We start from the raw sequence: 25,481 nt of genomic DNA on the forward strand, positions 1-25,481 counted from the left end.
TTTCGCACAGATTTACCATTGAATTAAATACGTGACTAAAATTTTCTAATCAGAAACATCAGAGGTATATGTATGTCGATGAAACGACTCTGCTTCAACGTGAGTATCATGCAACAAAAAGACACATATCAAAACATTATACTGATTAATGGCGATAAACGACATTATAATCTTCTTTTCTGGGCTGAATTATTTTTACTATCTACTACGCCTGATATATCTATGCATAATAATCATTTAATAATTCTTAATTAACCAGGATATATAACTTCATTGCGGTTAATTAGTTGGCTTTACTTGACGCATAATATTTTGTGGGTATTATTTCTCTTATGTACTAGCTCGTAAGGATACTTATGAAGTACCTCATTGATCTTACAATGCTTTACGAAGTCGATAGCGGAATTATTATGATTAATGGTGAGGAAGAATCATCGATTCATTTATCTAACCAAGGTGCAAGATTATTATACGTATTAATCATTAATAATGGACATGTAGTAGAACGTGAAGATTTGATAAAGAAAGTGTGGGAAGATCATGGATTCACAGGTTCTTCAGTGAGTCTGAATGTAGCTGTAAGTGAAATAAGAAAAGCGTTTCGTTATCTCGGATGTGACCCCATGCTGATAAGGACCATCCGAGGCAAGGGTTTCTGTCTTGAGGCGAATATTGATCATCACACACTGAGAGTTTCTGATAGTCAAAAACAGGTGGCAGAAAAAACACCCCGCAATAAAATTTTCCTCATGAATACCCGTTGGCATTTTTGTTCTCAATTTTCACGACAGCATGTATGGAAGTTGAGGGTGTTTTTTATCAGTATTTTTATAGGGATAACTACATTTTTGCTACTAATTCGAAAAGACGATTACCCGCACCCGTATTCAGAAGGTATTCATCAACATTTTCTCGGTAAAATTAGTGAATGTGCAGTTTATTTTGTTGGGAAAAACAAAGTTGAGCCAGTAAATCATTATCTGGACAGGATACGAAATATGATTGTTGATGAGCATGTCAATTGTCAATTACCCGGTGCTGATGTCTACTATTCAAACTTTGGACAACACCAGATTGAAATTGTTTTTTTAGGTGTATGCTATTGGAATAAAGAGGCCGACGACTATAAAAATTGTATATCTTACAGGAACATGACAGGAACTTAGATGATGGCTGATAAGTTGTTAAAGATAATATTTGTCATAATTATGTTGATTGCCACTGGTTGTGTGATTTTTTATTACTTTATCCGGGATGAACATCATCTTGATGATTTTCGGTGTCAATCAGATGTCGTTGTACGTAAAGCTGATTCATCTGGTGAAGATGCAGAGATCCGTGTGACATCTTTTTTTATCTTTAATAGTTCTGGCGCTGTTACTATCATTCATAAAGGAATAATGACTCAGAAGGGGGAAAGTTATCTGATTAATAGAGATTATCAGGTTAGTGTAGATAAAGTCGTTGGTTCAAATATTTTTAATATAACGGATGTGAAAATGACTAAAACTCCAGAGGATTTAGCGCCAGAGGTTATGTTAAATGAAATGGTACTTGGAGGTACAAACTTCTTCTCTGTCTCTCAGATCAAGGGGCAGGTGAGGCTTATCCAGGGACTTGTACTACCTGTTATGGTTTGCGTTGATATGCATTCGTGAATTTTATTTCGCCGTTTCAATACGGAGATTTCCATCACGGATAATTGCAGTTGTTTGAGTTGCTGTAGTTAGCTAACCAAAGTTTAAATGATTTCCTTAGAGATTTAATCCCTTATGCCGATGCTGGGGAAAATGACTCTTTATCGTTTTTCATCTGCGCCCACTCTCTGACTATAAACTCAAAGGTGTTAGATACGCCACCGATCTTGCGGCTGGAATAGCGTCAGCGAGTACAGGGTCACCACATTGCTATTTGGTCGTTCTGGATATCAGGAACAAGAAGACAGGGACGCCTAAAAGCGCGGTTAAGATCCCCACGGGTAATTCACGTGGGGCAAGTATCGTGCGTGCCAGTGTATCGGCCAGTACGGCGAAGATAGCCCCCGACAGTATGGCTGCAGGCAGCAGCGTCCGATGCCGATGGCCGATAAGCATCCGTGCGATATGCGGGACGGTCAGGCCGATGAACCCGATAGCGCCACAGCAGGCGACGACAACCCCCGTCAGCAGCGTAAGCAGGCAGAACATTACCAGTTTGATCTGGCCGACTTCCACACCCAGGGATTGCGCGGTAATGCTCCCGAAGGTCATAACATCCAGCTCCACGGCGCGCCACCAGCAGAATAGCCCGACAGGCAGCAGCACCAGCGCACACAACAGCACCTGCATCCAGCTTGCCTGAGCGAAACTGCCCAGCAGCCAGAACATTACCCCACGGGTGGTATCCGCGTCGGTCTTCCAGAGCGTGATAAGCGAGGTGAGCGCCGACAGCAGTTGCGTGACGGCCACGCCTGTCAGGATGAAGCGGCTGGAGGAACCGGAAAGGGATTTTCCCGCCATCGACAGCACCAGCACAAAGGCCAGCACCGCACCACAAAATGCCCCTGCCGGGACAGCCGCCCAGCCCACACTGAGACCGAGCGCGATAACCAGCACCGCCCCAGCGCCAGCGCCGGAGGAAATACCCAGCACCCATGGATCAGCCAGTGGGTTGCGCGTCAGCGACTGAAGCACGGTTCCAGCCAGCGCCAGGGATGCGCCTGCCAGCGTGGCCAGCAGGGCGCGGGGCAATCGCAGCGACCATAGAATCCGCTGGTGCAGTGTTCCTTCCGTATCGCTATGCCAGTAACCCGCCATCACGGCGTTCACCACCTCATCAAGTGAGAAGGTGACAGGGCCGAATTTAATGGCAACACACAGCACTAGCAGTAACGCTGGCACCAGAATCAAAACACGGATGACGGAGGAACGTAGCATGGTTATTTCCAGCCAGCGATAACGTAATCATCCAGGAACTGCCAGACGGTACCAGTCTCGTCAAAGCCTGCCTGACGCAGCATGGCGAGCTGGAATTCTATCGGCGTCGGCAGCGGCATCGGACGGCCAGCAAAGATAGCGGTACGTTCATCCATTTTTTCGGCAAGTTCAGGGTGGCGGGTTGCTGTTTCAAACCAGGTATCCCAGTCCTGCGCGCCCGCCGCCCAGCCTTGTTCCTGCGTCAGCTCATCGTGCATTTGCGCCATCAGTTTCTGGCGTGGGTTGCGGTTATCAAAACGCTGGTGGTCGGCATTCATGAACAGGCCGCCCTGATCCAGAGTGTGATAGATATTGCGGTAAAGCACAGTCTGCTGTTCCGGTAACAGCCAGTGAATGGCCGTACTGGATACCATGGCCTGCGGTTTTCCTTCAACGGAATCAAAACAGGTCGGTAGCGCGATATCAGCATGAATGAACTGGATGCGGTCTTTGTGCTCGATCATGGCTTCTTTTGCCAGGGTCAGCAGCAGTGGATCAAGATCGATGGCCGTCACCCGAGCGTTCGGGAAGCGGTTTAACAGGCGCAGGCTAAAGGAGCCTGGGCCACAGGCCACATCGACAACGTGAAAATCATCACCAAAGGTCATTGCCAGTACATCGAGAGCGGCGGTGAAACGTTCTTCGCGGTGCGCGATGTAGGCGTTTTGTTGCTGATCCCAGTTATTCAGTAAATCGCGGGCTGGAAAAGTCATTGTGGTTCCTTGGTAAAAGACTGCATTTGCGTGACAAGTCGATGCAAGGCCAGTACAGAACGCGCAGAAGCGTCCATGTCGTAGCCTGGCAAGATGATGTAGTGCCTTGCTTTGACGGCTTTCATGCTGGCCGTAAGCGGGTTGTGCTCCAGAAACTCAATTTTGCTTTTGGCGCTGTCACCTGGGCCGCCACGGTTTAAGTCGCCCAGCACCAGAAAATCAGGATCGAGAACCGCTATTACTTCCCAGTTCATCGCGGGCCACAGCTCACGATAACCATCAAAGATGTTTTTACTGCCAATGGTCTGCGTAAGCAGCTCGGATGCACCGTAACCGCCTGCCACATAAGGCGTGGCGGTATTGGAGTACCACCACATCAGTGTTTTGGGCGGGAGCTTCACGCGAGTATCGGCAGCTACCTGCGCTTTCAGCCTGGTTATCAGAGCGTCAGCGCGGGGGGCAACGTCATAGATACGGGCGAGATTGCGCAGCTCATCGTAAATCCCCTCGAAGGTGACGGGGGCAGGGGTTGCACCTTGCTGCCCGTTGCACATGCTTTCGATAAGCCAGCTCCCGATTCGCCATTCCTCCAGGCGTTCGCGGTTAGCGGTTTCAGGGCTGTTAAACCAGTAATAGCTCCCTGAGTAGATAAAGTCCGGCCGGGAGGCTAACAGCGCCTCGCCAGACCAGGCCGCGTCATCGAGCTGGGCTTTTAGTGGAGCAGCCCAGGGCGACGGCGCGGTATCTTCATCTGGCCGATACCCCACCGCGCTGATGATGGAATCCCCCAGATGCAGAGCGAGCATGTTTTCTATCGCGGTCGGCATGTAGGCGATAGCCCGTTTCGGTGGGTGTGCGAACGTCCAGCGCTTGCCGCAGTTTTCAAGCGTTACCGGATGGGCAAAGTTGTTGCAGGCAACCAGAAGCGGAAGAATGGCGAGACGACGCATCAGAACTTCATGTTCACGTAGGCTTCATAGGTACGGCCTGGTGCGATCATTTCCTGGCCTGCGTAGGTGCGCTGCCAGGTGTAGAAGCGATCGGTCAGGTTGCGCACGCGGGTGCCCACCACAACATCTTTCACCAGCTCGTAATCAGCGCCCAGATCAACGGTGGTGTAATCACTCATCTTGTTGGTGTTCGCATCATCGTTGTAGCTGCTCCCCACGTAGTGGAGTTGCGCGTCTAAGCCCAGTTTCTCGGTCGGCATGTAGCGCCCAAACAGGTTGGCCGTCCATTCTGGTACGTAGCGCGGCTGGTTGCCAGACAGGTCTTTAGTGCCTTGCTTGAACTCATCAAAGCGGGCGTGGGTGTACGCCACATTACCGGCAAGCGTGACGCTATCAACTGGCTTCATTGCGCCGCTTAACTCAACACCGCGTGAGGTCTGTTTGCCGACCGCGTTCCATACGCCTGCTTGCGTCGCAGATTGCTGGTAGAGGTTGGTCTTCTGGAGATCGTAAACGGCCAGTTTCATTTCGCCGCGTTTATCCCAGAAAGCACCCTTCACGCCTGCTTCATACTGGCGAACATCGGTGAGCGGCAGGGATGTCTGTTCCGGGCTGATAAAGAAGATATCGCTGCCAGGTTCTTTCCCGGTGGAGTAGTTTGCGTACACCGTCCAGTCATCGTTGATAGCCCAGCTCGGACCCACGCCCACACTCATGAAATTATAACCACGGTCGATGACTTTCCCCGCCTGCTGGTAGTTCCAGTGCATATCCATATTGGTGTAGCGGAGCTGGGTAAGCAGGGCGACGGAATCCGTTACGTTAAGGTTGTCTTCCAGCAACAGGGCGTACTGGTTCTGGATAATGTGACGAACTGGGGCGCGCATCTTGCCACCCGCGCCAGCGCGGAAGGTGTTAGAGGCCGGGTTAGTCAGGGATACATCTTCACCACCAGGGAAGCCGTTCGAGTAATACTGGAATTCACGCTTGCTGAAGTCCACGCCTGCGGTCACACGGTTATCCATGGAGGCGATGGAGTGATCCCAGGTCACCATGGTGCGGTTGCCCGCCAGCTTGTCATCGTGCGCGATTGCGCCGTAGGAATCGCGGGTGGTGGTGCCTGCTGCCTGCGTCTTCGACTGGAAATAGCGCTCGGCGTTCTGCCACTCGCGGAAGCCTTTGTAATAGTAAAACTGGTTATCAAAGGTTAGGTCTTCCGTGGCGCGCCAGGTCTGGGTGGACTGGATAGAGGTGGCCTGGCTGCGGATGAATGCGTCCTGAATGTTGTTGTAGTTCACATGGCGCAAGCCTTTATCGATTTTGCCATCAATTACCGGCGTACCAAAATACGGGTTGTGCTGGTCGGTCAGGCTGCGGTCAAGATCAAGCGTAATCTCGGTGGTGTCGGTCGGGGTCAGCAGCAGGTTGGCCGTCACGCGTTCTGGACGGCTGCGTTCTTTTTCGACCTGAGTTCCGGTATTGGATGCGCTCACATCCACACGGCCAGCGGCCAGACCGTCTACCAGAGTACCGCCTGCGCCTACATGGGCGCGATGGCTGTTATGGCTGGAATAGCCATAATCCACTTCAACAGGCTGCGGTATGAAGGAGGCCTTGCGGGAAATCAGGTTTACGCTGCCGCCTGCATTACTAAGCCCGTTCAGCACAGAACCCGTGCCGTAGAGGATATCGACGTTTTCATAGTGCGCCGGATCGGCAATCTGGATGGTACTGCCTGGAACGGCTACGCCATTCAGCAGCCAGGACACACCAGAGAAACCGCGCAGGGATACCGAGTTAGACAGCGTAGGGGAACTGGTGCCCGACAGACCTGGCGCTGTTTCCACCACTTCAGTCAGGGTGCGTTTGCCTTTCTTCTTCAGGGTTTCTTGGCTGATGGTTTCCGTATGGCGTGGCGTCTGTTTGTCGGTTAAACCCAGACTGGAGCCGGAGCCTACGGCAAGCAGTTTAGAATCCGTCTGCTCGGAAAAACTGCTGCCATTGCTGGTGGCCGTAACCACCAGTGTTTCTTCAGCGGCATGAGCGAAGGATGAAAGACTGGCAAAAACGCTAAGTGCGATAAGGGAGGGTGTAAATTTCATAAATCTTCTTCTATTTTTAAGTTATGTTATAACATAACATTATTCGTAATAAAAAGAATCACCCTAAGTGGTTTAAGTCGAAAAAAACTGCATGGCATGCCAAATGGTTCCATGACGGAATGCGTTTCAGTGGTATTACTTCCCCTGCCAGGAGAGTTAGAACGGGTAGGTTGCGTCTGTAACAGCCTGATCGTCGGTAGCTATGTCGTCAGATTATCAACGGCACTCAGGGCGATGCCGCGTAAATTGCGAGTCGGTGCCGGGTTGAGAAACGTTGTATTGCCCAAACCCTTCGCTTTTCGTAGTCCGTCGCGTGCGGTTTCCAGAGGGATTTCAAAGTGTGCGAGTGCAACGGTACTTTGCTTGAGTTCTGGCAAACAGCATGCCATATGACAACGGATACCAACGGGAGGTTACCACTAAACTTATTTGCTGGATAAATCGCAGCTCAGCCAAAAATAGGGATACTGAAATCGCTGCAAGAAGGGCTGGCTTTTTGCTCTGGCATCTATCTTCAGTGGTTATTCAAACAGTACACAGCTATGACTCTTCACTGATATATCAAAATTGTCCGTCTGGACCATGCTGAAATTGATCTGATTAAGAAAGGAGCATCTGTCATTGATATTGCTGTTCAATAGGGTTACGAATCTCAACAGACATTCCCCCGTGCAATGAAATGCCATACCGGTCTTAATCCCGGCACCATATGGAGGAAGAATAGAAGGTCTAATAGCGTCAGTCCGTAGTAATGCAGGCTTGTTTATGTCTGTCCCAGATAATCGCCTTCTGCTCTGACGTGTAGTTAATCCGAGTTCTTCGTTTCATGGCAACGTCCCCCTTGATTAAGGATAGCGTTGCATCGACCCGTTGAACTCACAGCGAGGAGCGGACATGGACAGGAGGATGCTGATAATATTTCCACCAGTGGGTTATTGTTTCCAACAGGGGGATACGAATGGAATACCAAACGTCATTGCAGAAAATATTGTCAGATGACCCTGTAAGAATGAAGATCCTATATGCAGTTCGAGCACTGGAACTCAATGATGGTTGGATCGGCGCAGGATTTGTACGAGACGCTGTTTGGGATCACTTACATGGATATGGGCTAAGTCCAATTTCTGGTGATGTAGATGTCGTCTGGTTTGACTGTGAGCACTGTAGCCCAGACCATGATCGCTTCCTTGAAGACAGGCTTAGGCAACAATTACCTTCGTTATACTGGTCAGTGAAGAATCAAGCCAGAATGCATCAACGTAATGGTGATCATCCCTATACCTCAACAGGAAATGCTTTACTGCACTGGCCTGAAACAGCTACGGCCGTGGCTGTCAGATTGGGGAAGGAAGGTCTCGATATCACTGCGCCTTATGGACTTTCTGACTTATTTGAACTGCGTTTACGACCGACTCCTGCATTTGAACGTGAAAAGTTGGACTCTTTCAAACAACGGGTCACTACAAAGCAATGGTTGGAACGTTATCCCAGATTACAGCTCATCGTTTCCTTATAACCTCTATACGCAGATATCCCGGCTATTGCAGTTCGATTGTATGATTGACAGTCCGATGTGAGCGAACAGCGGAAGTTCGAAGTTTTATTAAGGCATTACTTAAATCGTAGCGTTTTAAACAAAGGGAGCAGGTGGCCCCCCCGGTTCTTTCCGCAAATTGCTTTAAAACACTACTGAAGAGCTTTAAACAACGTCTCAATATGAATATCAACCGTGTCCAGTGCTTTAACAGGTAACTTTGTGCCCGCGAATAAAAGGGGAAGCTCTGTGCATCCCAGAATGATGGCCTCAATGCCTTCATCCTGATACATTCGCTCAATGATCGCGGTAAACTTGTCTCGCGTCTGTGACTCAATAATGCCTCTTTCGAGTTCATCGTGGATTTTTTCTGCGATGTAATCGATCTCGTCAGCATGCGGGACGACCACCTGAATGCCAGCTTCTGTGAAAGGCCGTTTGAAGAAGTCAGCCTCCATTGTAAATCGTGTTCCCACGAGACCTACTTTTTTCAGGCCCTGAGTCTGAACTTCTGCGCAAGTGGACTCGATAATGCTGACAAGAGGAACTGTTGTACACAACTGGAGTTCATTGAAGACGATGTGCGGTGTGTTACCGGTCAAGGCGACGACTTCAGCCCCGGCGGCCACCAGATTCCCGACAGCCTTGGCCAGGTACTTCGTCAGCGCTTCATAATCTTTACGTCCACACATAGCCAGGACGTCATATACGTTGATACTTTCAATAGTTAGAGGCGGGAAGAATGTACCACCAATTCTTTTGTTAGCTTCATAAACAAATTTGCGATAGTAGAGCAATGTTGATTCTGGTCCGGTGCCGCCGATTAATCCAAGTTTCTTCATTTTACCCTCAATAGCTCCCGTATTAATCAAACGTGACCATTTTGCGATGATCAACAAGCGCTTAAGACTAGCAGGGAGGCTGGTAGCTGTATAAATGGAGTTAATAAATTAAAAAACATGTAGATTCATTTCAATTGAATAAAATAGAATCCAATTTTCAATTATGGTGAAAGTATGGATATAGCTGACTTCCGAACCATCATAGCACTGGTAGAAACAGGTACTATTACTGCAGCAGCAAATTTGCTCTGCCGAGTCCCCTCCGCAATCACCACTCGAGTTCAGAACCTGGAGAACCAGCTCGGAACCACACTGTTTGTAAAGTCTGGACGTAGGTTTCTTCCGACAAATGAAGGCCAGGTGCTTTATGACAACGCATTGAAAATTATCGAGCTGGTTACCTTAGCAGAACAGCAGATAGTTAAGCCGATGCCTGGCGGTCGATTCCGACTGGGGGCGCTCGATAGTATGGCCGCAACAAGGTTGCCAGAGCCGCTGGCGCGCCTCTACCAGCAACATCAATCAGTAAAGGTGGAGCTGGTTACCGGGATAAGCCGCACACTGCTCGATGCAGTGCTTAGTCACGAACTTGATGCAGCCTTCATTGCAGACGCGCCGGCTGATGACAGACTGGAACGCATGGTTGTTTACAAGGAAGAACTGGTTATTATCGCCGCAGCAAATTTCCCGTCGATACGTTCTGCTGCCGATTTAGCTCACACAACGTTGCTGGTATTCAGCGACGGTTGCTCCTATCGCGACCGGCTAACAACCTGGTTCAGAGAGGCTGGGATCAGACCTTACAGGCTGGCAGAAATGTCCTCCTACCATGCCATTCTGGGGGGAGTCAGTTCTGGAATGGGGGCGGGCGTGATACCAACACCAATCCTCGATACGTTTCCGACACAGGAACTCATCACAATCCATCCCTTTGATTCAGAAAACAGTCAAATAACAACGGAACTGGTATGGCGCAAGGGAGATCTCTCGGCTAATACAGGTGCCCTGATTGATATCTTGTCCTCAACGTCGAAATTGCCTGACAGGCAAGGTGCTGCAATCTAGTTTGAGATTATGACCGCCTGACGGTGTCTACAATGTCGCAATCCCTACCGGGTGAAATGACACTTCTGGACTTTTCTATCCTGCCAGAGGCTAATGGCCGACTTTGATCCGTTAACAAAAGCTTAAACTGTCACCTTCCGCTTCTGGTACAAAGCGGACATTGAGGAAGGAGTTCAATCCTCGAGGTTTACTAAGTGCAATAAGTTCTACTCGAATCCTGCTACCCCCTTTGCCCAGCTTATCAGCCCATTCCTGCATCATAACCTTTCACTCATCGAGATAAGTTACATGGTTGTATGTGCGACGAACATTGTTGGTATCAGCGAACGCAAGTTGGGCCTCAATAGCGTCGGGTTGATAGCCCATCTCGTTTAAACGTGTTCTTCCTGTAGTTCTGGTATATAGATACCACTCCAGCCGAGACTTTTAAGTAGCCGACACAGAGAGTGCGATGTCATTGGGCTTAGCGGATTATCCCTGCCCGGAAAAAGGTGCTACCGATGCCCGGTTAATCCCTGTAGTGTTCTGAGCTTTTTGACAGCTTGGGAGGGCAGGGGAATACCGTGTTCTCTACAAGCTTTCATTCGCGCTGCCGGAATGGTCCACAGGGCGCTATCAAGATCGATTCTGCCCATTCTGCTTCGGTAACTTCAGCGGGACGCGCAAGTGTCCACCACATTAACCACATGCAATAGTTAACCTGGTACGAGCCATGACTATTGTCAAAACAGCTCAATAATCTCCCGATTTGCTGTGGGTTTAATGCCTGTTTGTGTTTTATTAGCAGGAAGGGGCTTGCGCGCAGACCAGACGGGATCGCTATCAGCTCCAGGCGTCGCGACTGCCAACTCGAAAATTGATGAAACGGTGCGGCGAGCTTCCGCTGCAACTGTCGGGGCTCCCCGTTTAGCTGTTTCCTGAAGAATTTCAAGGATGAAGATGGAAGAATGTTGTACTCATCCGCGCACTCATTTTTGACTGCGTTGCTACGAGATGAACTGAGACTCTGTGAAATGAAAAATCCACGCAATTGCGTGGATTTTAAAGGTTTTTGTGGTTTTCATGAGATTCAGTGAAACCTCATGAGACGACAAATTTTATTTAGACGTTGAACAGGAAGTTCATTACGTCGCCATCTTTAACGATGTAATCTTTACCTTCTGCACGCATTTTACCGGCTTCTTTCGCGCCTTGCTCACCCTTGTAGGTGATGAAATCTTCAAATGCGATGGTTTGTGCGCGGATAAAGCCTTTCTCGAAGTCGGTATGGATTTTACCGGCAGCCTGTGGCGCGGTGGCGCCAACAGGGATTGTCCATGCGCGGACTTCTTTCACACCAGCGGTGAAATAGGTCTGCAGGTTAAGTAGTTCGTAACCGGCACGGATCACGCGGTTCAGGCCCGGTTCTTCCAGACCCAGTTCAGCCATAAATTCGTCACGATCGGCATCGTCAAGTTCTGCGATATCGGATTCAACTGCAGCACAAACGGCAACGACCACAGAACCTTCAGCGGCGGCGATTTCACGAACTTTATCGAGATATGGGTTGTTCTCAAAACCATCTTCGTTGACGTTGGCAATATACATAGTTGGCTTCAGGGTCAGGAAGCTCAGGTATTTGATAGCCGCTTTGTCTTCGTCAGTCAGGTTTTTCAGTGCACGCAACATACCGGCGTTTTCCAGCTGTGGCAGGCATTTTTCCAGTGCAGCCAGTTCTGCTTTAGCGTCTTTGTCGCCACCTTTGGCTTTCTTCTGCACGCGGTGGATAGCGCGCTCACAGGTATCAAGGTCGGATAAAGCCAGTTCGGTGTTGATAACGTCGATATCGTCAGCCGGATCCACTTTATTATTAACATGGATAATGTTGTCGTTTTCGAAGCAGCGAACTACGTGACCGATAGCTTCGGTTTCACGGATGTTGGTCAGGAACTGGTTGCCCAGACCTTCACCTTTGGACGCGCCTTTTACCAGGCCCGCGATATCCACAAATTCCATTGTGGTTGGCAGGATACGCTGTGGTTTTACGATTTCGGCCAGTTGATCCAGACGCGGATCGGGCATCGGAACAACACCGGTGTTCGGCTCGATAGTACAGAACGGGAAGTTTGCCGCTTCAATACCCGCTTTTGTGAGCGCGTTGAACAGGGTGGATTTGCCTACGTTTGGCAAACCGACGATACCGCATTTGAATCCCATGTTTAAATCACCTTAATCTTTTGATATTCAACCTGTTATAGAAAACAGATTGTAGAAAAGTAAATAACTCTGCCTATTATACACAGCACGCGAGAAAAATGCCGCACATCACTGCTTATTGAGCTTTAAAGGTATGTAAGCGGCTCGTTGCTTTCGTCAGGCCATCTTTGAATAAAATCTCGGTACAACGAGCCGCTTCGTCAATAGCTTCATCAATTAACTTCTGTTCTGAAACAGGCGGTTTACCTAAAACAAAGCCGACAACTTTGTTTTTATCGCCAGGATGGCCAATTCCGACGCGTAAACGATGAAAGTTCGGGTTATTGCCTAACTTGCTGATGATGTCCTTCAGGCCATTGTGCCCACCATGACCACCGCCAAGCTTAAATTTTGCGACGCCCGGGGGCAGATCCAATTCGTCGTGGGCGACTAAAATTTCATCGGGGTTAATGCGATAAAAACTGGCCATCGCGCCGACGGCCTTGCCGCTCAGATTCATAAATGTGGTCGGCACCAGCAAACGGACATCTTCACCTTCGAGCGTCACTCTGGAGGTGTAACCGAAGAATTTCGGCTCATCGCGCAGGGGGGCTCGTAATCTCTCTGCCAGTAGATCGACGTACCATGCGCCTGCATTATGTCGCGTTGCCGCATACTCTGCGCCGGGGTTCGCCAGGCCGACAATCAATTTAATCGTCACGTATTTTGTCCTGAGTGTGTCTATAACCGGCGTGTAGTTTACTGTCTGTCGGTGCGCTTGACAAAAAACTGCGTGCGTAACTGCAAAATCTGAATAATTGCCTAAATGGACTATTAGAAAATGAGGTTGTTCAGTAGCTTATTTGTAAAGTTTTGTTGCATTGGTGTTTGTAATTGTGATCGCTCCCGCACATGCAAACGGCAGTGTTGTCTATACTTTACACATAAGGATTAGGGGTATTCCCTGTAGCAACCCAAAGTTCCGGAGGTGACACATGAAACGCAAAAATGCTTCGTTACTCGGTAACGTGCTCATGGCTTTAGGGTTGGTGGTGATGGTTGTCGGTGTTGGCTATTCTATTTTAAATCAGTTGCCGCAATTTAATCTGCCACAGTTTTTCGCACATGGTGCTGTGCTCAGTATTTTTGTTGGTGGTGTTCTCTGGCTGGCGGGGGCCCGCGTCGGTGGGCATGAACAAATCAGCGACCGCTACTGGTGGGTTCGTCATTACGACAAACGCTGTCGCCGGAATAACAGCCAACGCCACAGCTAAGCGGTGACGTTATTGTAAACCAGTCAGCTTTATGCTGACTGGTTGTTAGTTCGCCTTGTTTCTGCGCGAGCGGGAACGGATACGCTGTAATAACACGACTAGCGCCAAAACAACCGCCAGATATCCCATAGCATACATTCCCTGATGCTTTCTCGACTCCAGCTGCGGATCGGCTACCCACGCCAGAAATGCGGTGACATCGCGTGCGTACTGTTCTTCCGTTTGGGGTATGTGTGTTTGCGTAGCCCAGATTACCTCACCGTCTGTCAGTGGTTTTGGCATATTGATAATCCCGCCCGGGAAATACCGGTTAGCCTTCATCTCAGGATCATCGGGAACATACCCCGTCAGCAATGCATAAATATAATCAGCCCCTTGTTCGGAATAAGGAATAAACGCATCCAGTAAAAATTGTGGAAATCCGCGATCGTAGGTTCGTGCCCGAACGATATAGCTCAAATCTACCGGCAGCGCGCCATTGTTGAGGTATTTGGCTTCCTGCTCATTGAGATAAGGGGAAGCAAAGACATCATTCAGATTGCCATCCCGTTCGCCGGGTTGCCCGTCGTCCTCCACGGTTGCAAAGACGTAACCGCTCGCCATTGTTTTAGCTTCAGCCTGATTCAGCTCCGGCCCTCCCGGTTTGGTCAGCGTTCGGAACGTCAGATATTTCATGCTGTGGCAGGCCCGACATTTTTCTTCGTAAACCTGCAGACCGCGTCGTAACTGCTCTGTGTCGTATTTGCCGTTCGCACCGCTAAAAGACCACGTCTGCGGTGGCGGTTGCTGCGCACTGAGTACGTTGCTGAAGAACAGACCCAGACTGAGGGTGGTGTACGTTAAAAATCGGCCCATAATGTCAGTCCTGTTTTTCCAGTAAGCGTCGACACGGCAGAACAATCAGAAACCATGCGAAATAGACCAGCGTTGAAAGCTGAGATGCTGCACGGATCCAGCCCTCGTCATGATTAAACCCATCAACTAAATCCGGACCAACCAGCGCTTTTGATCCCAGCCAGCCTAAAAAGAAGGCGTTGACTACCCAAATCCAGAAGCTGACTTTAACCAGCTTGCTATAGTTGCGAAACCGCGCACGTGACGTATCCAGCCAGGGGAGAAAATAGAAAATCAGTACCGAGGCGCACATCGCAGTAATACCCGCCAGCTCATTGGGAAAGCAGCGCAAAATAGAGAAGAAGGGCAGAAAGTACCATTCCGGTGCGACGATGGCCGGCGTGACTGTCGGATCGGCGGGAATAAAGTTATCGGCGCTGCTGAGATAATGGGGCGCGAAGAAGAGAAACCAGGTAAACAACATTAAAAAGAGAGTGAGTTTAATGGCATCGCTCTCGGTGACGCGAAAATCAAACAGCAGCCGTTGAGACTCTTGTGCGGAAAATGTTTTCTTCATCGCATGGGCAAAAGCCGACTGAACGGTGCGTACATGCCATATCGTCACCGCGACAATCGCGAATGGAATAATAAAGTGAAGCACATAAAAACGCCCAAGTGTTGGTGTACCGGGCGCATATCCACCGACTAAATAGGTATACAGCGAATCCCCGATAAACGGAATTGCCCGGGCAAAACTGGTAATAACCGTGGCGGCCCAGTAGCTTTTTTGCCCCCAAATAAGGCTATAGCCCAGAAAAGCAGTGATCATCAGTAGCACATATAATGTCACGCTGATGGTCCACATCTTCAGATAGGGTTTGCGGTAAACGTTGTAATACATCGCGCGGAAAATATGCAAATAACAGGCAAAGAAAAAGAGTGAAGCGCCAGTTGCATGCATGTTGCGCACCAGTTCACCGTGCCTGACTGAACGCATAATATGAATAATGGAATCAAATGCGGACTCCGCCGTAGGTACGTAGAACATTGCCAGTACAATGCCCGACAGGATTTGGACACCCAGCATCACCAGCAATATCAAACCGATAGCAAATACCCACAGCCCGGAAACGGAGCGGGGAAGCGGAAGGCGCAACTGAAAGTTGCGCCATGACGTCGTTATATCAGAAGTGCTCATATCAGGCATCCTTTGCACCAATACGTACGCTCAGACCATCGGCAGACAAGGTATAGTCCGGGATTGCCAGATTCGCAGTGGCCGGACCGCGCGTCACACGTCCGGAGGTATCAAACTCTGAACCATGACACGGACAGATCCATCCCTGGCCATTGGGGTTGGCGTTAGGAACACACCCCGCGTGAGGGCAATAGCCCTGTATAACCAGCCACTGTGGATGTGCCGCTGTAACCCGTTCGCTATCTGCCTGAGGAGCCAGCAGTAATCGATTATCTGCCTGTTGCGCCGCTGCAATCTCTTGCGGAGTTCGGTGGTGAATGAGGATCAGTTTTCCCTGCCAGATACGCTTCACTGTCTGGCCTGCTGCTACGCCTGCAAGAGAGACATCAATTGGCTCATTTTCTGCCTCGGTTTTATCATCCGGGCCCAGTGCTGAGATGAGCGGCCAGACGGCGGCAGTGACACCCGCCGCGCCGACAAATTTTGTCAGTTTGCACAGGCAGTCACGTCGCCCGGTCTGGATCGTTTCACTATCGGGTTTTTTATCCACCACCAGTATTCTCCCTTTATCGTGGCGTTACTGTTTATCGATGCGGGTATAAATATCCTGAAAGCGTTTATCCGCAAGGCCCGGTGCTTTAAACGCGCGGTAGCTGTCGGGCAATACGGCGTCACCGACTTTGATCAGCATGATCATGCCCTGGGCATAGTGGGGTGAGCATTTGATGCCGTAGAAGCCTGCGTTGTCGTATTTGACTTCAATCTCTTCATCGATTTTGCCAATGAAACCGGGATAGCCTGCGGGTGAGAGTTCGGCAATCGAGGCTGCATTGTGGCTCTTATGTTTGCGGATAAACTTCACGCTATCGCCCGGTTGGATCGCCAGATAGTCCGGCTCGTAGACCATTGGCCCACCAGCACCTCGGTTTTTCATCAGCACTTCATGCGTTTGTGCGAAAGCCGTGGAGGTGAAGGCTAACAGGCACAGGATTTGCAGACTTTGCTTAATACATTTCATATCAGTTCCTTTGGTATTTACGCTGGTCGTTGGTAGCGGATGAAGCAGCTCGCCCCATCAGGTGGACGTTCGACAATTGCATCGATGCCAAACCAGCAGTTAAGGTTTTCTCGGGTGAACACTGCAGAAGGATTGCCCTGCATCGCGAGTTGTCCGGCTTTCATCACCATGATGCGGTCGCAGAACATTGCGGCATGATTCAGGTCGTGCAGGGCAGCAATAACGGTAAGTTTCTCGCGTTTGACAAGGTTGAGCAGGCCAATCTGATGTTGGATATCGAGATGATTTGTCGGCTCATCCATCAGCAGTACTTGCGGTTGTTGCGCCAACGCCCTGGCTATATGCAGGCGCTGGCGTTCGCCCCCGGAGAATGTATGCCAGCAGCGATGCTGTACGTTTTGCATGGAGACTTTTTCCAGCATCGCTTGCACAATCTCATCGTCAGAACGCGACCATGGCGACAACAGGCTTAGAAATGGTGTGCGGCCAAGAGAAACGGCCTGAATGGCGGTAAGACGCTCGCTGGTTTCTGCCTGTTGTTCAACAAGAGCCACTTTTTGCGCCAAATGGCGCCGCGAATAGCAGTGAACGTCTTTGTTGTTCAGCAAAACCTTGCCTGCGGAGGGTTTCAGTAAACCGGCCAGAAGCGAAATCAGTGATGTTTTCCCGGAACCATTGGGGCCGATAATCCCAACAAACTCCCCGGGAGAAACCTGAAAAGAGACATCATTTACAATTGCTTTGCCTTTCACTTCCCAGTGCAGATTTTGCGCGCAAACCACATGATTAGCCGCATTCGCTCTGCGTAGAGGTGATGTAAAGCATGGGTTAACGGTCATTTGCTCGGATTCCCTCGTATCAATATGAGTGAAAATGCGGGAGCGCCGACCAGGGCGGTGATCACGCCGATTGGCAACACTTGCCCTGGAAGCAGGGTTCGGGAGATGACATCCGCCACGATGAGAAAAATAGCGCCAATAAAGGCGCTTACGGGCAATAAGCGGTGATGCTGGTTTCCCACCAGTAAACGGGCGGCATGAGGAATGACCAGCCCGACAAAACCAATAGCGCCTACAATCGATACCATAATGGCCGTCATTCCCGTCACTGCGGTAATCAGTACGACGCGGGTGCGTTTAACCGGAATACCCAGCGATGCGGCCGATTCAGCGCCAAAGGAAAATGCATCAAGATGGCGGGCGTAGCAAAAGCAGATAATTATGCCGACCAGCGCAGTTGGGATAGCCAGAACCACATCTGGCCAGCGAACGCCGCTAAGGTTGCCCAGTAGCCAGAACATAATGCCGCGAGCCTGCTCGGCATTGGCTGAGCGGGTGATAATCAGTGAAGTGATGGCATTGAACAACTGTGAGCTGGCAATCCCGGCGAGAATGATTTGCGTGGTGGCGGAACCGTGTTTTCCCCGCGCAGCCATCGCCAACAGTGCGACAAACAAAAACGCCGTCAAGGCGCCGATAAATGCGCCGAGAGACATGCTGACGATCCCTGCACCCAGTCCGGTTAATGCAATGAGCACGGCTCCGGTTGACGCTCCGGCGGAAATCCCCAGCAGATAGGGTTCGGCCAGCGCATTACGTAGCAGTGACTGTAACACTACCCCGGAAACCGCCAGACATGCGCCGCAACAGGCGGAAACCAGCGCGCGAGTCAGACGGTAGTTCCAGATAATCCCGGCATCCAACGCATCCACCACATACTGGGTGTCAAACAGTCGGTTTGCCAGCGTATGGATAACGTGCTGCCACGGAATAAATGTTTCACCGATGGAGATCCCTGCCAGAAGAACGCCACACATCACCACACTGACCCACAGGCTGTGTAGCACTGCCCGGTTTGTTAATTGACGAATGGCCTGGCGCGTCCTGCGTAATTCACTCATTATTTTACGGCTGCCCTGAGTACAAAAGGGCGTTATGCCTGCAAAAGGCATAACGCGCGACGAGGATTAATGAGTGGCTTTTGGATGTGCCAGGCCGTACTGCACCAGCGCATCAGCGAGTTTCTCAAGACCATCGATAGTTCTTATCCCGGCATTCATGGTTTGCACGTCGATCACTGGCAGGTGGTTTTCTTTAACCGCCGGGATCAGGCTGGTGACAGGATCAGACTTGAGGTATTCCATTTTGACTTTCCAGTCATCAGCTGGGAAACGGCGACGTCCCATTTCGCCCAGAACGATAACCGATGGATCCGCTTTGGCGATGGTCTCCCAGCCTACAGTTGGCCACTCTTCGGCGGAATCAATGACGTTTTTCACCCCAAGTGATTGGGCGATCCACGCGGCGGGGCCAAATTTTCCTGCGACATACGGGTCAAGTTGCAGATCGGCGCTGGAGAACCAAAAGACGGCGGAAACGTTGTTGTCCATACCGGTAATTTTGGATTTTGCCGCAGCCTCACGTGCTTTGAGGCTGGCAATCAGTTCATCACCTTTGTCCTGAACATCGAAAATTTTTGCCAGATCTGCGACTTCCTGGTAAACCATGGCAATATCAAACATCCCCTTACGTACACCATCTCCGCCGTCTTCGTTATCTTTGGCACAATCGGCGGGAGCGGTATAAACCGGAACTTTCAATTCGCTGAATTGCTCGTAGGACGCGACCGTACCGGCAGGGCCAATTTGCCATTCAAACTGGCTGGCTACTAAATCTGGCTTTTTAGCAATAATCCCTTCAAAGCTCGGGATGTTCTGTGCAATGACCGCAATTTTATCATTCACCGCCTTGTACTGTTCCGGGACGGGACCGAACCAGAGTGACGTTCCGACAACGCGATCGGCCAGACCCAGAGAATAGAGTATTTCAGTACTATTTTGCCCTACGGTGGCAACTCGCTGGGGAGCTTTATTAAAAGTAATATCCCGGCCACAGTTTTTGATAGTCAGTGGATATTCCGTTTTGGCCGCAGAAGCCATATTACTGGCCAGGAAAAGTGCTGCGCCAGTCAAGGCCAGAAGTGAAAGTTTGGAATAAGAAGAGGTAATGTCAACGTGCATTATAATTGTCCCTTTCATGCCAGAATCTGATCGTCTGGTATATAATTTCGGGACAGGCGCATGACGATAGATGACATCGAATCATGATGTACAGACAAGATAATATGAAAAAAAGTATATTCTCGTCTACCAGGTCAGGAATCACGATCATTAGTTCGTCAAATAAATCACCCCATGGACCATCCCGTCCACTCAATGTATACAACCTTGACAGTAGGTCTCCTGGCTCGCGGCAATCAGAATATCGGCCTTCCCATAAATAAATCTTTACAGTGACCTATGGTGATTTATTACCATACGAAGATATTCTGTATCCGCTTACAGTTGCGGGGGCAGCTATGGCATAAGATTGAAATAATCCGCACCATATTCCGTTTCAAAATAATAAGTACATTCTGAAATACTGTCATCGGCGAATGTATCGGCATCCAATTATCGAGTCAACCGCTTGAATAAGTAGGGGTATTTGTTTTGCTATTGTTAATTCCTTTAAAAACATAAGGTTATGAGAATATTTTTTAGTGTGTTCTATGTTGATGGTGAATATCAGATAAATTAAATGAGAATTATTTGATTCTGATCAATTAATTTTGCTGCGATAAAAATGACCGGAATTAATAGTGCGGATGCACAATTATTTAATTATTTGCACAATGTCACATTCCGATAGCATATTTCTCCATATGCACAATTTGTTGTTCTCCACCTTCATCTAAAAACTCGGTGAAATGATGGCGTAGCCAAAACGGATAACCGCCAGGTAAAAAATGATGGGTGTGCAGGTAGAGTGTTTTATATTGTTGACGCAGGCAAAATTGTTCTGCCAATGAAACTAACTGACCGCCTATTCCCTGGCGACGATAATTTTGTTCAACGTAACAACGACAAATCTCAGCGGTTGTAGATAAATTATAACGCCCACGTAATGTCGATATTCTGTCATCGTACTGGCATACCGCCAGCGTGGCGATAAGCTGTTGTTGTTCATCCCATACGCCGATCAATAGATTTCGTGGCTGGTGAATGTATTGTGAACGTAACGCTAACACATCCTGACTTGAGTCGGGGAGTGGCCTGTTGGCATTAAAATAGAGATTCAGATGCCGGATAATAAACGATTGCACGGCTGGAATATCAATCTCGGTGATTTCGCGATAGACAAATGTAGAGTCAGATTTCATGGCTACAGGTATCGTCAGAGAGCAGGAGAAATGATGATAACAACTCAGACGTGTTTACAGAAGAGAAGTGTTACCGGCAGGCAAGAGCATGCCGGTAACAGATGAACATTAAATATCCGCCAACGCTGCGTCGCGGTTCGGGAAGAATGCCAGACGGCCCGGGATCGGTTGGATGCCCGCGCGCGCCATCGTGCGCAGCGGCTGGAATTCCAGATTGCTGATGCGTAATTCACAGCCTTCCGGAAGACGTTTTACAAAACGCTGGAAGGCGTCAAGGCCACCAGCATCCAGTACCGGTACAGCGTCCCATTTCAGCACCACAATGCGTTTGCCTTCAATACGAGACTCGAGATCGGTAAATAGTCCCTCAGCTGCGGCAAAGAACAGTGGGCCAATCACGCGCAGTACCAGCACATCATCCGGTACAACCACGTTCACCGGTGCCAGACGGGTCATGCGGGCAATACGGCGCATAAACAACAGGGAGGCAAGAACGATACCGACGCTGATGGCGACCACCATATCGAACAGAACTGTCAGCGACATACACATCAGCATGACGATGATGTCGTCTTTCGGTGCGTGGCGCAGCAGATCCACCACTTTATGGGCTTCGCTCATGTTCCACGCCACCATCAACAGCAGTGCAGCCATTGCCGAGAGGGGTAACCAGGAGAGCAACGGCGCTAACACCAGCAGAGCGAGGATCACAAGAATTGCGTGGATGACTGCGGAAACTGGTGAGGTTGCCCCGGCACGGACGTTAGCCGCAGAGCGGGCAATAGCAGCGGTAGCCGTTATGCCGCCAAAGAACGGTGCGACAATATTCCCCAGACCCTGACCAATCAGTTCACTGTTGGCTTTGTGTTTGGTTCCGGTCATACCGTCGAGCACCACGGCGCACAACAGGGATTCAATTGCCCCCAGCATCGCCATAGAGAAAGCCGCGGGTAACAGTGCCTGTAATGAACTCCAGCTTAGCGTGAAGTCTGAATCTGGCAGGTTCCACGGCAATACCAGTTGCGGCAATAGTTGTGGGATACCGTTACCCTGGGAACCGTCAGCCAGAATATAGTGGAACTGAGAACCGATGGTCGCCACATGGCCGCCCATCAGGTTAACAATGCCCATCACCGCACAACCGGCCAGCAGTGCAGGAAGATGGCCTGGCAGACGGATCCCCAGACGAGGCCAGAAAATCAGGATCCCAAGCGTGACCACACCAATAGCGGCATCGCCGAGGTTGATGGTCGGTAATGCCATAAACAGTGCACCTACCTTTTGCAGGTAGTGCTCCGGTACATGAGCCATTTGCAGACCAAGAAAGTCTTTAATCTGCATGGTACCGATGGTGATACCAATACCGGATGTAAAACCTAAGGTGACAGACACGGGGATATATTCGATCAGGCGACCAAAGCGGGCGAGGCCGAAAAGGATCAGAAATATCCCGGACATGAGCGTGGCAACCAACAGGCCTGCCAATCCGAACTGCTGCGATACCGGATACAGGATCACCACGAAGGCGGCGGTCGGACCAGAAACGCTAAAGCGTGACCCCCCGGTGAGGGCAATAACAATCCCAGCAACGGCTGAGGTATACAAGCCGTACTGTGGCGCAACGCCGCTGCCAATTGCCAGTGCCATCGCCAGCGGGATAGCAATGATCCCAACGGTTATCCCGGCGATCAAATCACGGGTAAAGCGTGAGACGGTATATTTTTCTTTCCAGCAAGCGTCGATGAGAGCGCGGAAAGGCATCACATGTGAGGAAAGTAATCTGTTCACAATAATGTTTCATCCATGAGCGCATCATCTGTCAACTAAATGGCAGGTGAAGGAGGCATAAGTCATACAAATAAATGTTGCAGATAAAAAAACCCGCCGCAGCGGGTTTTTGAGCCGGGCTCGATTAATGCTCGAACATAGCAGAGATGGATTCTTCGTTGCTGATACGACGAATCGCTTCGGCCAGCATACCCGACAGGGTCAACGTACGCACGTTCGGCAGTGCTTTGATTTCATCAGTCAGTGGAATGGTGTCACAGACAACGACTTCATCAATCACAGAGTTGCGCAGGTTGTTTGCCGCATTGCCTGAGAAGATCGGGTGGGTAGCGTAAGCGAATACGCGTTTTGCACCACGTTCTTTCAGCGCTTCTGCTGCTTTGCACAGCGTACCGCCGGTATCGATCATATCATCAACCAGCACGCAGTCACGACCTGCTACGTCACCAATGATGTGCATCACCTGAGAAACGTTCGCACGTGGGCGACGTTTATCGATGATAGCCATATCGGTATCGTTCAGCAGCTTAGCGATAGCACGGGCACGCACGACGCCACCGATGTCCGGAGAAACCACAATTGGGTTGTCCAGATTCAGCTGCAGCATGTCTTCTAACAGAATTGGGCTACCGAATACGTTATCAACCGGTACATCAAAGAAGCCCTGGATCTGTTCAGCATGCAGGTCAACGGTGAGGACGCGGTCAACGCCAACGCTGGACAGGAAGTCCGCGACGACTTTTGCGGTAATCGGTACACGAGCGGAACGTACGCGACGATCCTGACGTGCATAGCCGAAGTAAGGAATAACGGCGGTGATACGGCCTGCGGAAGCACGGCGCAGAGCATCGACCATAACGACCAATTCCATCAGGTTGTCGTTAGTAGGGGCACAAGTGGACTGGATGATGAAAATATCACCACCGCGTACATTTTCATTAATTTGTACGCTGACTTCGCCGTCGCTAAAGCGACCTACAGCGGCGTCGCCGAGTGAAGTGTACAGGCGGTTGGCAATACGTTGTGCTAGTTCCGGGGTGGCGTTACCAGCAAAAAGCTTCATATCAGGCACGAGAAGAACCTCAGGCATGCGTCCATTGGTGGAAAGAATCTGCCGAAAACTGTGCGGGCCAGGCAGTATCCTCTCCAGGCGGTGTATTAAAGAGCGCGATGCAACGTCTGGAACAGGGTGACGTTGTCACCGCAACTCAGCTTGCCCGGCTTACTCATCGTCATTCACGTTTCATGTCTGCTGGCATCAATGATTCACACCGTCACATTTTGTATGCTTCCGGGGATTCGCCATCTTACCATTTTCCTGAAACCCGAATGATTTAAAGTAACGCTCTGTGCAATGGGGAGAGGTTGACACCTTTCGCCACAAAGCCTTGGAGCCATTCCGGGGCTTGCTCAAGCACCTGGCGAGCACGGGACTCTGTGTCAAATTCAGCAAAGACACAAGCCCCTGTACCAGTCAGGCGCGACGGCGCGTATTCTAACAGCCAGGAAAGCGCTGCATCAACCTCGCGAAAACGTTTTCTTGCGATAACCTCGCAATCATTGCTGAATTCACATTTTAGTAACGTTTCTATTGACCTTTTTGGCGTGTTGCGCGGCAGTTGCGGATCTTTAAAAATAACCGGTGTTGGGATGCTGACGCCAGGATGGGCGACCAGATACCATTTTTCGGGGGGATTAACCGGTGTAAGGACTTCGCCTACACCTTCGGCGAAAGCGGCCTGTCCGCGCACGAATACCGGTACGTCGGCGCCTAACATTAATCCAATCGCCGCCAGCTCATCTTGTGACAGCCCACAACCCCAAAGATGATTTAGCGCAACCAGCACGGTAGCGGCATTCGATGAGCCACCTCCAAGACCGCCGCCCATCGGCAGACGTTTCTTAATACTGATGTCAGCGCCGCTTCCTGTGGGCAGGCGCCCACTCCCAGCGGCGGTTTTCATCAGTAAACGTGCTGCGCGAACGATTAGGTTATCTTCATGCTCCACGCCTTCAACTGCGGTTAGCAGGTGAATTTCACCGTCGCTACGCACATCAATAGTGATGTCGTCACCATAATCGAGAAACTGGAACAGCGTCTGTAGCGTGTGGTAACCATCTGCACGTTGTCCAGTAATGTACAAAAACAGATTCAGCTTTGCCGGGGAGGGCCAGTGGGTCATCATTTCACAATCCAGTTATCCATTTTCAACTTAATGCGTTGAGCGCCGTCCGACAGTTCCATATTAGCGGGCATAGCGGGCTGCGTTTTACTGTCATAGCTGCTATAGACCACTTTCCAGTTCTTACCGTCCTGACTGTAGTTCACTTCACTCAGACGGTATTTCTCATCGAGTTTGTAATCAGTAGCCTCGCCAGGCAGACCGAGGATCCACTGACGCAGACTGTTTAAAGGAATTGGCATTCCGGTCAATTTACCGATCATCTCTTCGGCGTCGTCAGCGGTGTAATGCTTACCTTTGTTATCGACAAGCTCTACATTGCCTGGCTGGGCATTCAGCTCCAGTTCGGTGCTGCCCAGTGGGTTAGTCAACAAAAGACGATAGCGATCCTGACCGGTTTGCTGCCAGAAAAAGCGGGCATAGACTTTCTGCTGGTCGGAAATGTAGGCAAACGCGCCGCGCGTCTGATACTGATGTAGTGCGCGCACTTCCTGCTGGTGTTGACGCCATTCTGGGGAGTCGGGGCTTTTGCCAGGACCTTTCGGCGCGTTGAGCGTACAGGCGGTGAGGACCAGACTTGCCAGCGGCAGCAGGCGGATCAAGCGAAAATCAGGCAGGGTCATAATGATGACAAATCCTTGTAGTACGGTG

The 25,481-nt window shown here is 50.1% G+C and carries 25 protein-coding genes, 1 pseudogene and 1 riboswitch; of the genes and pseudogenes, 5 read left to right on the forward strand and 21 right to left on the reverse strand.

Translation table 11 applies throughout. The features are described from left to right. The first annotated feature begins 356 nt into the window (after positions 1-356). Positions 357-1,166 (forward strand): winged helix-turn-helix domain-containing protein, encoded by an 810-nt coding sequence (locus tag OGY01_RS06200; protein ID WP_045443754.1) that lies wholly within the window; start codon positions 357-359, stop codon positions 1,164-1,166. Next, positions 1,167-1,658, forward strand: a complete 492-nt coding sequence (locus tag OGY01_RS06205; protein WP_286492657.1) for a hypothetical protein — start codon at positions 1,167-1,169, stop codon at positions 1,656-1,658. 249 nt (positions 1,659-1,907) lie between these two features. Here the strand turns inward: OGY01_RS06205 and OGY01_RS06210 are convergent, their stop codons facing one another. The 5 genes from OGY01_RS06210 to OGY01_RS06230 all read right to left on the reverse strand — a co-directional run bounded on the left by OGY01_RS06210 (position 1,908) and on the right by OGY01_RS06230 (position 7,096). Further along, the gene (locus tag OGY01_RS06210; RefSeq protein ID WP_286492658.1) at positions 1,908-2,915 is read right to left on the reverse strand and encodes a FecCD family ABC transporter permease; all 1,008 of its coding nucleotides are present in this window, start codon (positions 2,913-2,915) and stop codon (positions 1,908-1,910) included. Positions 2,916-2,917: 2 nt separating this feature from the next. Next, positions 2,918-3,667: a class I SAM-dependent methyltransferase gene (locus OGY01_RS06215; protein WP_200011020.1), complete on the reverse strand. Its 750-nt coding sequence runs from the start codon at positions 3,665-3,667 to the stop codon at positions 2,918-2,920. After that, positions 3,664-4,617 carry an ABC transporter substrate-binding protein gene (locus OGY01_RS06220; protein ID WP_045443748.1) on the reverse strand — a complete coding sequence of 318 codons (954 nt, stop codon included), beginning with the start codon at positions 4,615-4,617 and terminating at the stop codon, positions 3,664-3,666. The genes OGY01_RS06215 and OGY01_RS06220 overlap by 4 nt, the downstream gene beginning before the upstream one ends. Continuing rightward, the gene (locus OGY01_RS06225; protein WP_286492660.1) at positions 4,617-6,719 is read right to left on the reverse strand and encodes a TonB-dependent receptor; all 2,103 of its coding nucleotides are present in this window, start codon (positions 6,717-6,719) and stop codon (positions 4,617-4,619) included. The genes OGY01_RS06220 and OGY01_RS06225 overlap by 1 nt, the downstream gene beginning before the upstream one ends. Positions 6,720-6,919: 200 nt before the next feature. Then, positions 6,920-7,096: a hypothetical protein gene (locus OGY01_RS06230; protein ID WP_156184442.1), complete on the reverse strand. Its 177-nt coding sequence runs from the start codon at positions 7,094-7,096 to the stop codon at positions 6,920-6,922. Positions 7,097-7,677: 581 nt separating this feature from the next. Here OGY01_RS06230 and OGY01_RS06235 point away from each other — a divergent pair. Beyond that, on the forward strand, positions 7,678-8,235 hold the full coding sequence (locus OGY01_RS06235; RefSeq protein WP_045443742.1) for a nucleotidyltransferase family protein: 558 nt from the start codon (positions 7,678-7,680) through the stop codon (positions 8,233-8,235). 170 nt (positions 8,236-8,405) lie between these two features. Here OGY01_RS06235 and OGY01_RS06240 read toward each other — a convergent pair whose 3' ends face one another. Then, positions 8,406-9,095, reverse strand: coding sequence for an aspartate/glutamate racemase family protein (locus tag OGY01_RS06240; RefSeq protein ID WP_286492662.1), 690 nt, complete (start codon positions 9,093-9,095; stop codon positions 8,406-8,408). Positions 9,096-9,269: 174 nt separating this feature from the next. On the opposite strand from OGY01_RS06240, the gene OGY01_RS06245 reads away from it, so the two are divergent. Next, positions 9,270-10,160: a LysR family transcriptional regulator gene (locus OGY01_RS06245; RefSeq protein WP_286492664.1), complete on the forward strand. Its 891-nt coding sequence runs from the start codon at positions 9,270-9,272 to the stop codon at positions 10,158-10,160. Positions 10,161-10,427: 267 nt separating this feature from the next. On the opposite strand, the pseudogene OGY01_RS06250 reads toward OGY01_RS06245, so the two are convergent. The 3 genes and pseudogenes from OGY01_RS06250 to pth all read right to left on the reverse strand — a co-directional run. Further along, positions 10,428-11,095: pseudogene (locus tag OGY01_RS06250) on the reverse strand (tyrosine-type recombinase/integrase); the annotation flags it as partial. 166 nt (positions 11,096-11,261) lie between these two features. Beyond that, positions 11,262-12,356, reverse strand: a complete 1,095-nt coding sequence (gene ychF / locus OGY01_RS06255) for a redox-regulated ATPase YchF (protein ID WP_200011009.1) — start codon at positions 12,354-12,356, stop codon at positions 11,262-11,264. Between the two features lie 115 nt (positions 12,357-12,471). Then, positions 12,472-13,056, reverse strand: a complete 585-nt coding sequence (pth, locus tag OGY01_RS06260; protein ID WP_016153302.1) for an aminoacyl-tRNA hydrolase — start codon at positions 13,054-13,056, stop codon at positions 12,472-12,474. A gap of 274 nt (positions 13,057-13,330) precedes the next feature. On the opposite strand from pth, the gene ychH reads away from it, so the two are divergent. After that, on the forward strand, positions 13,331-13,609 hold the full coding sequence (gene ychH / locus OGY01_RS06265) for a stress-induced protein YchH (protein ID WP_045443721.1): 279 nt from the start codon (positions 13,331-13,333) through the stop codon (positions 13,607-13,609). A 45-nt stretch (positions 13,610-13,654) separates the two neighbouring features. Here ychH and OGY01_RS06270 read toward each other — a convergent pair whose 3' ends face one another. The 12 genes from OGY01_RS06270 to lolB all read right to left on the reverse strand — a co-directional run bounded on the left by OGY01_RS06270 (position 13,655) and on the right by lolB (position 25,453). Beyond that, positions 13,655-14,464, reverse strand: coding sequence for a cytochrome c1 (locus OGY01_RS06270; protein WP_286492666.1), 810 nt, complete (start codon positions 14,462-14,464; stop codon positions 13,655-13,657). A 4-nt stretch (positions 14,465-14,468) separates the two neighbouring features. Then, entirely contained in the window at positions 14,469-15,641 is a 1,173-nt protein-coding gene (locus tag OGY01_RS06275) for a cytochrome b (protein WP_286492667.1), read from the reverse strand. Position 15,642: 1 nt separating this feature from the next. Then, complete coding sequence (petA, locus tag OGY01_RS06280; protein WP_353622507.1) at positions 15,643-16,194, reverse strand: ubiquinol-cytochrome c reductase iron-sulfur subunit; 552 nt, start codon at positions 16,192-16,194, stop codon at positions 15,643-15,645. Between the two features lie 24 nt (positions 16,195-16,218). Next, on the reverse strand, positions 16,219-16,659 hold the full coding sequence (locus OGY01_RS06285; protein ID WP_200011004.1) for a pseudoazurin: 441 nt from the start codon (positions 16,657-16,659) through the stop codon (positions 16,219-16,221). Between the two features lie 17 nt (positions 16,660-16,676). Beyond that, positions 16,677-17,498, reverse strand: a complete 822-nt coding sequence (locus OGY01_RS06290) for an ABC transporter ATP-binding protein (RefSeq protein WP_200011001.1) — start codon at positions 17,496-17,498, stop codon at positions 16,677-16,679. Next, positions 17,495-18,559 (reverse strand): FecCD family ABC transporter permease, encoded by a 1,065-nt coding sequence (locus OGY01_RS06295; protein ID WP_200010999.1) that lies wholly within the window; start codon positions 18,557-18,559, stop codon positions 17,495-17,497. The genes OGY01_RS06290 and OGY01_RS06295 overlap by 4 nt, the downstream gene beginning before the upstream one ends. A gap of 66 nt (positions 18,560-18,625) precedes the next feature. Beyond that, on the reverse strand, positions 18,626-19,678 hold the full coding sequence (locus tag OGY01_RS06300) for an ABC transporter substrate-binding protein (RefSeq protein ID WP_286492669.1): 1,053 nt from the start codon (positions 19,676-19,678) through the stop codon (positions 18,626-18,628). Between the two features lie 195 nt (positions 19,679-19,873). After that, positions 19,874-20,101, reverse strand: a riboswitch (cobalamin riboswitch). Positions 20,102-20,334: 233 nt separating this feature from the next. Beyond that, the gene (locus OGY01_RS06305) at positions 20,335-20,859 is read right to left on the reverse strand and encodes a GNAT family N-acetyltransferase (RefSeq protein ID WP_286492670.1); all 525 of its coding nucleotides are present in this window, start codon (positions 20,857-20,859) and stop codon (positions 20,335-20,337) included. A 108-nt stretch (positions 20,860-20,967) separates the two neighbouring features. Further along, positions 20,968-22,647 (reverse strand): C4-dicarboxylic acid transporter DauA, encoded by a 1,680-nt coding sequence (gene dauA, locus OGY01_RS06310; RefSeq protein WP_225760978.1) that lies wholly within the window; start codon positions 22,645-22,647, stop codon positions 20,968-20,970. A gap of 124 nt (positions 22,648-22,771) precedes the next feature. Beyond that, positions 22,772-23,719 carry a ribose-phosphate diphosphokinase gene (prs, locus tag OGY01_RS06315; protein WP_001518537.1) on the reverse strand — a complete coding sequence of 316 codons (948 nt, stop codon included), beginning with the start codon at positions 23,717-23,719 and terminating at the stop codon, positions 22,772-22,774. A 262-nt stretch (positions 23,720-23,981) separates the two neighbouring features. After that, the gene (gene ispE / locus OGY01_RS06320; RefSeq protein ID WP_286492671.1) at positions 23,982-24,833 is read right to left on the reverse strand and encodes a 4-(cytidine 5'-diphospho)-2-C-methyl-D-erythritol kinase; all 852 of its coding nucleotides are present in this window, start codon (positions 24,831-24,833) and stop codon (positions 23,982-23,984) included. Continuing rightward, positions 24,830-25,453 (reverse strand): lipoprotein insertase outer membrane protein LolB, encoded by a 624-nt coding sequence (gene lolB, locus OGY01_RS06325; protein ID WP_045443685.1) that lies wholly within the window; start codon positions 25,451-25,453, stop codon positions 24,830-24,832. Before lolB ends, ispE begins: the two co-directional genes overlap by 4 nt. Positions 25,454-25,481 lie beyond the last annotated feature (28 nt).

The sequence above is a fragment of the Citrobacter sp. Cm038 genome (assembly GCF_030333105.1).
In the GTDB taxonomy this organism is placed as follows: Bacteria; Pseudomonadota; Gammaproteobacteria; order Enterobacterales; family Enterobacteriaceae; genus Citrobacter; species Citrobacter murliniae.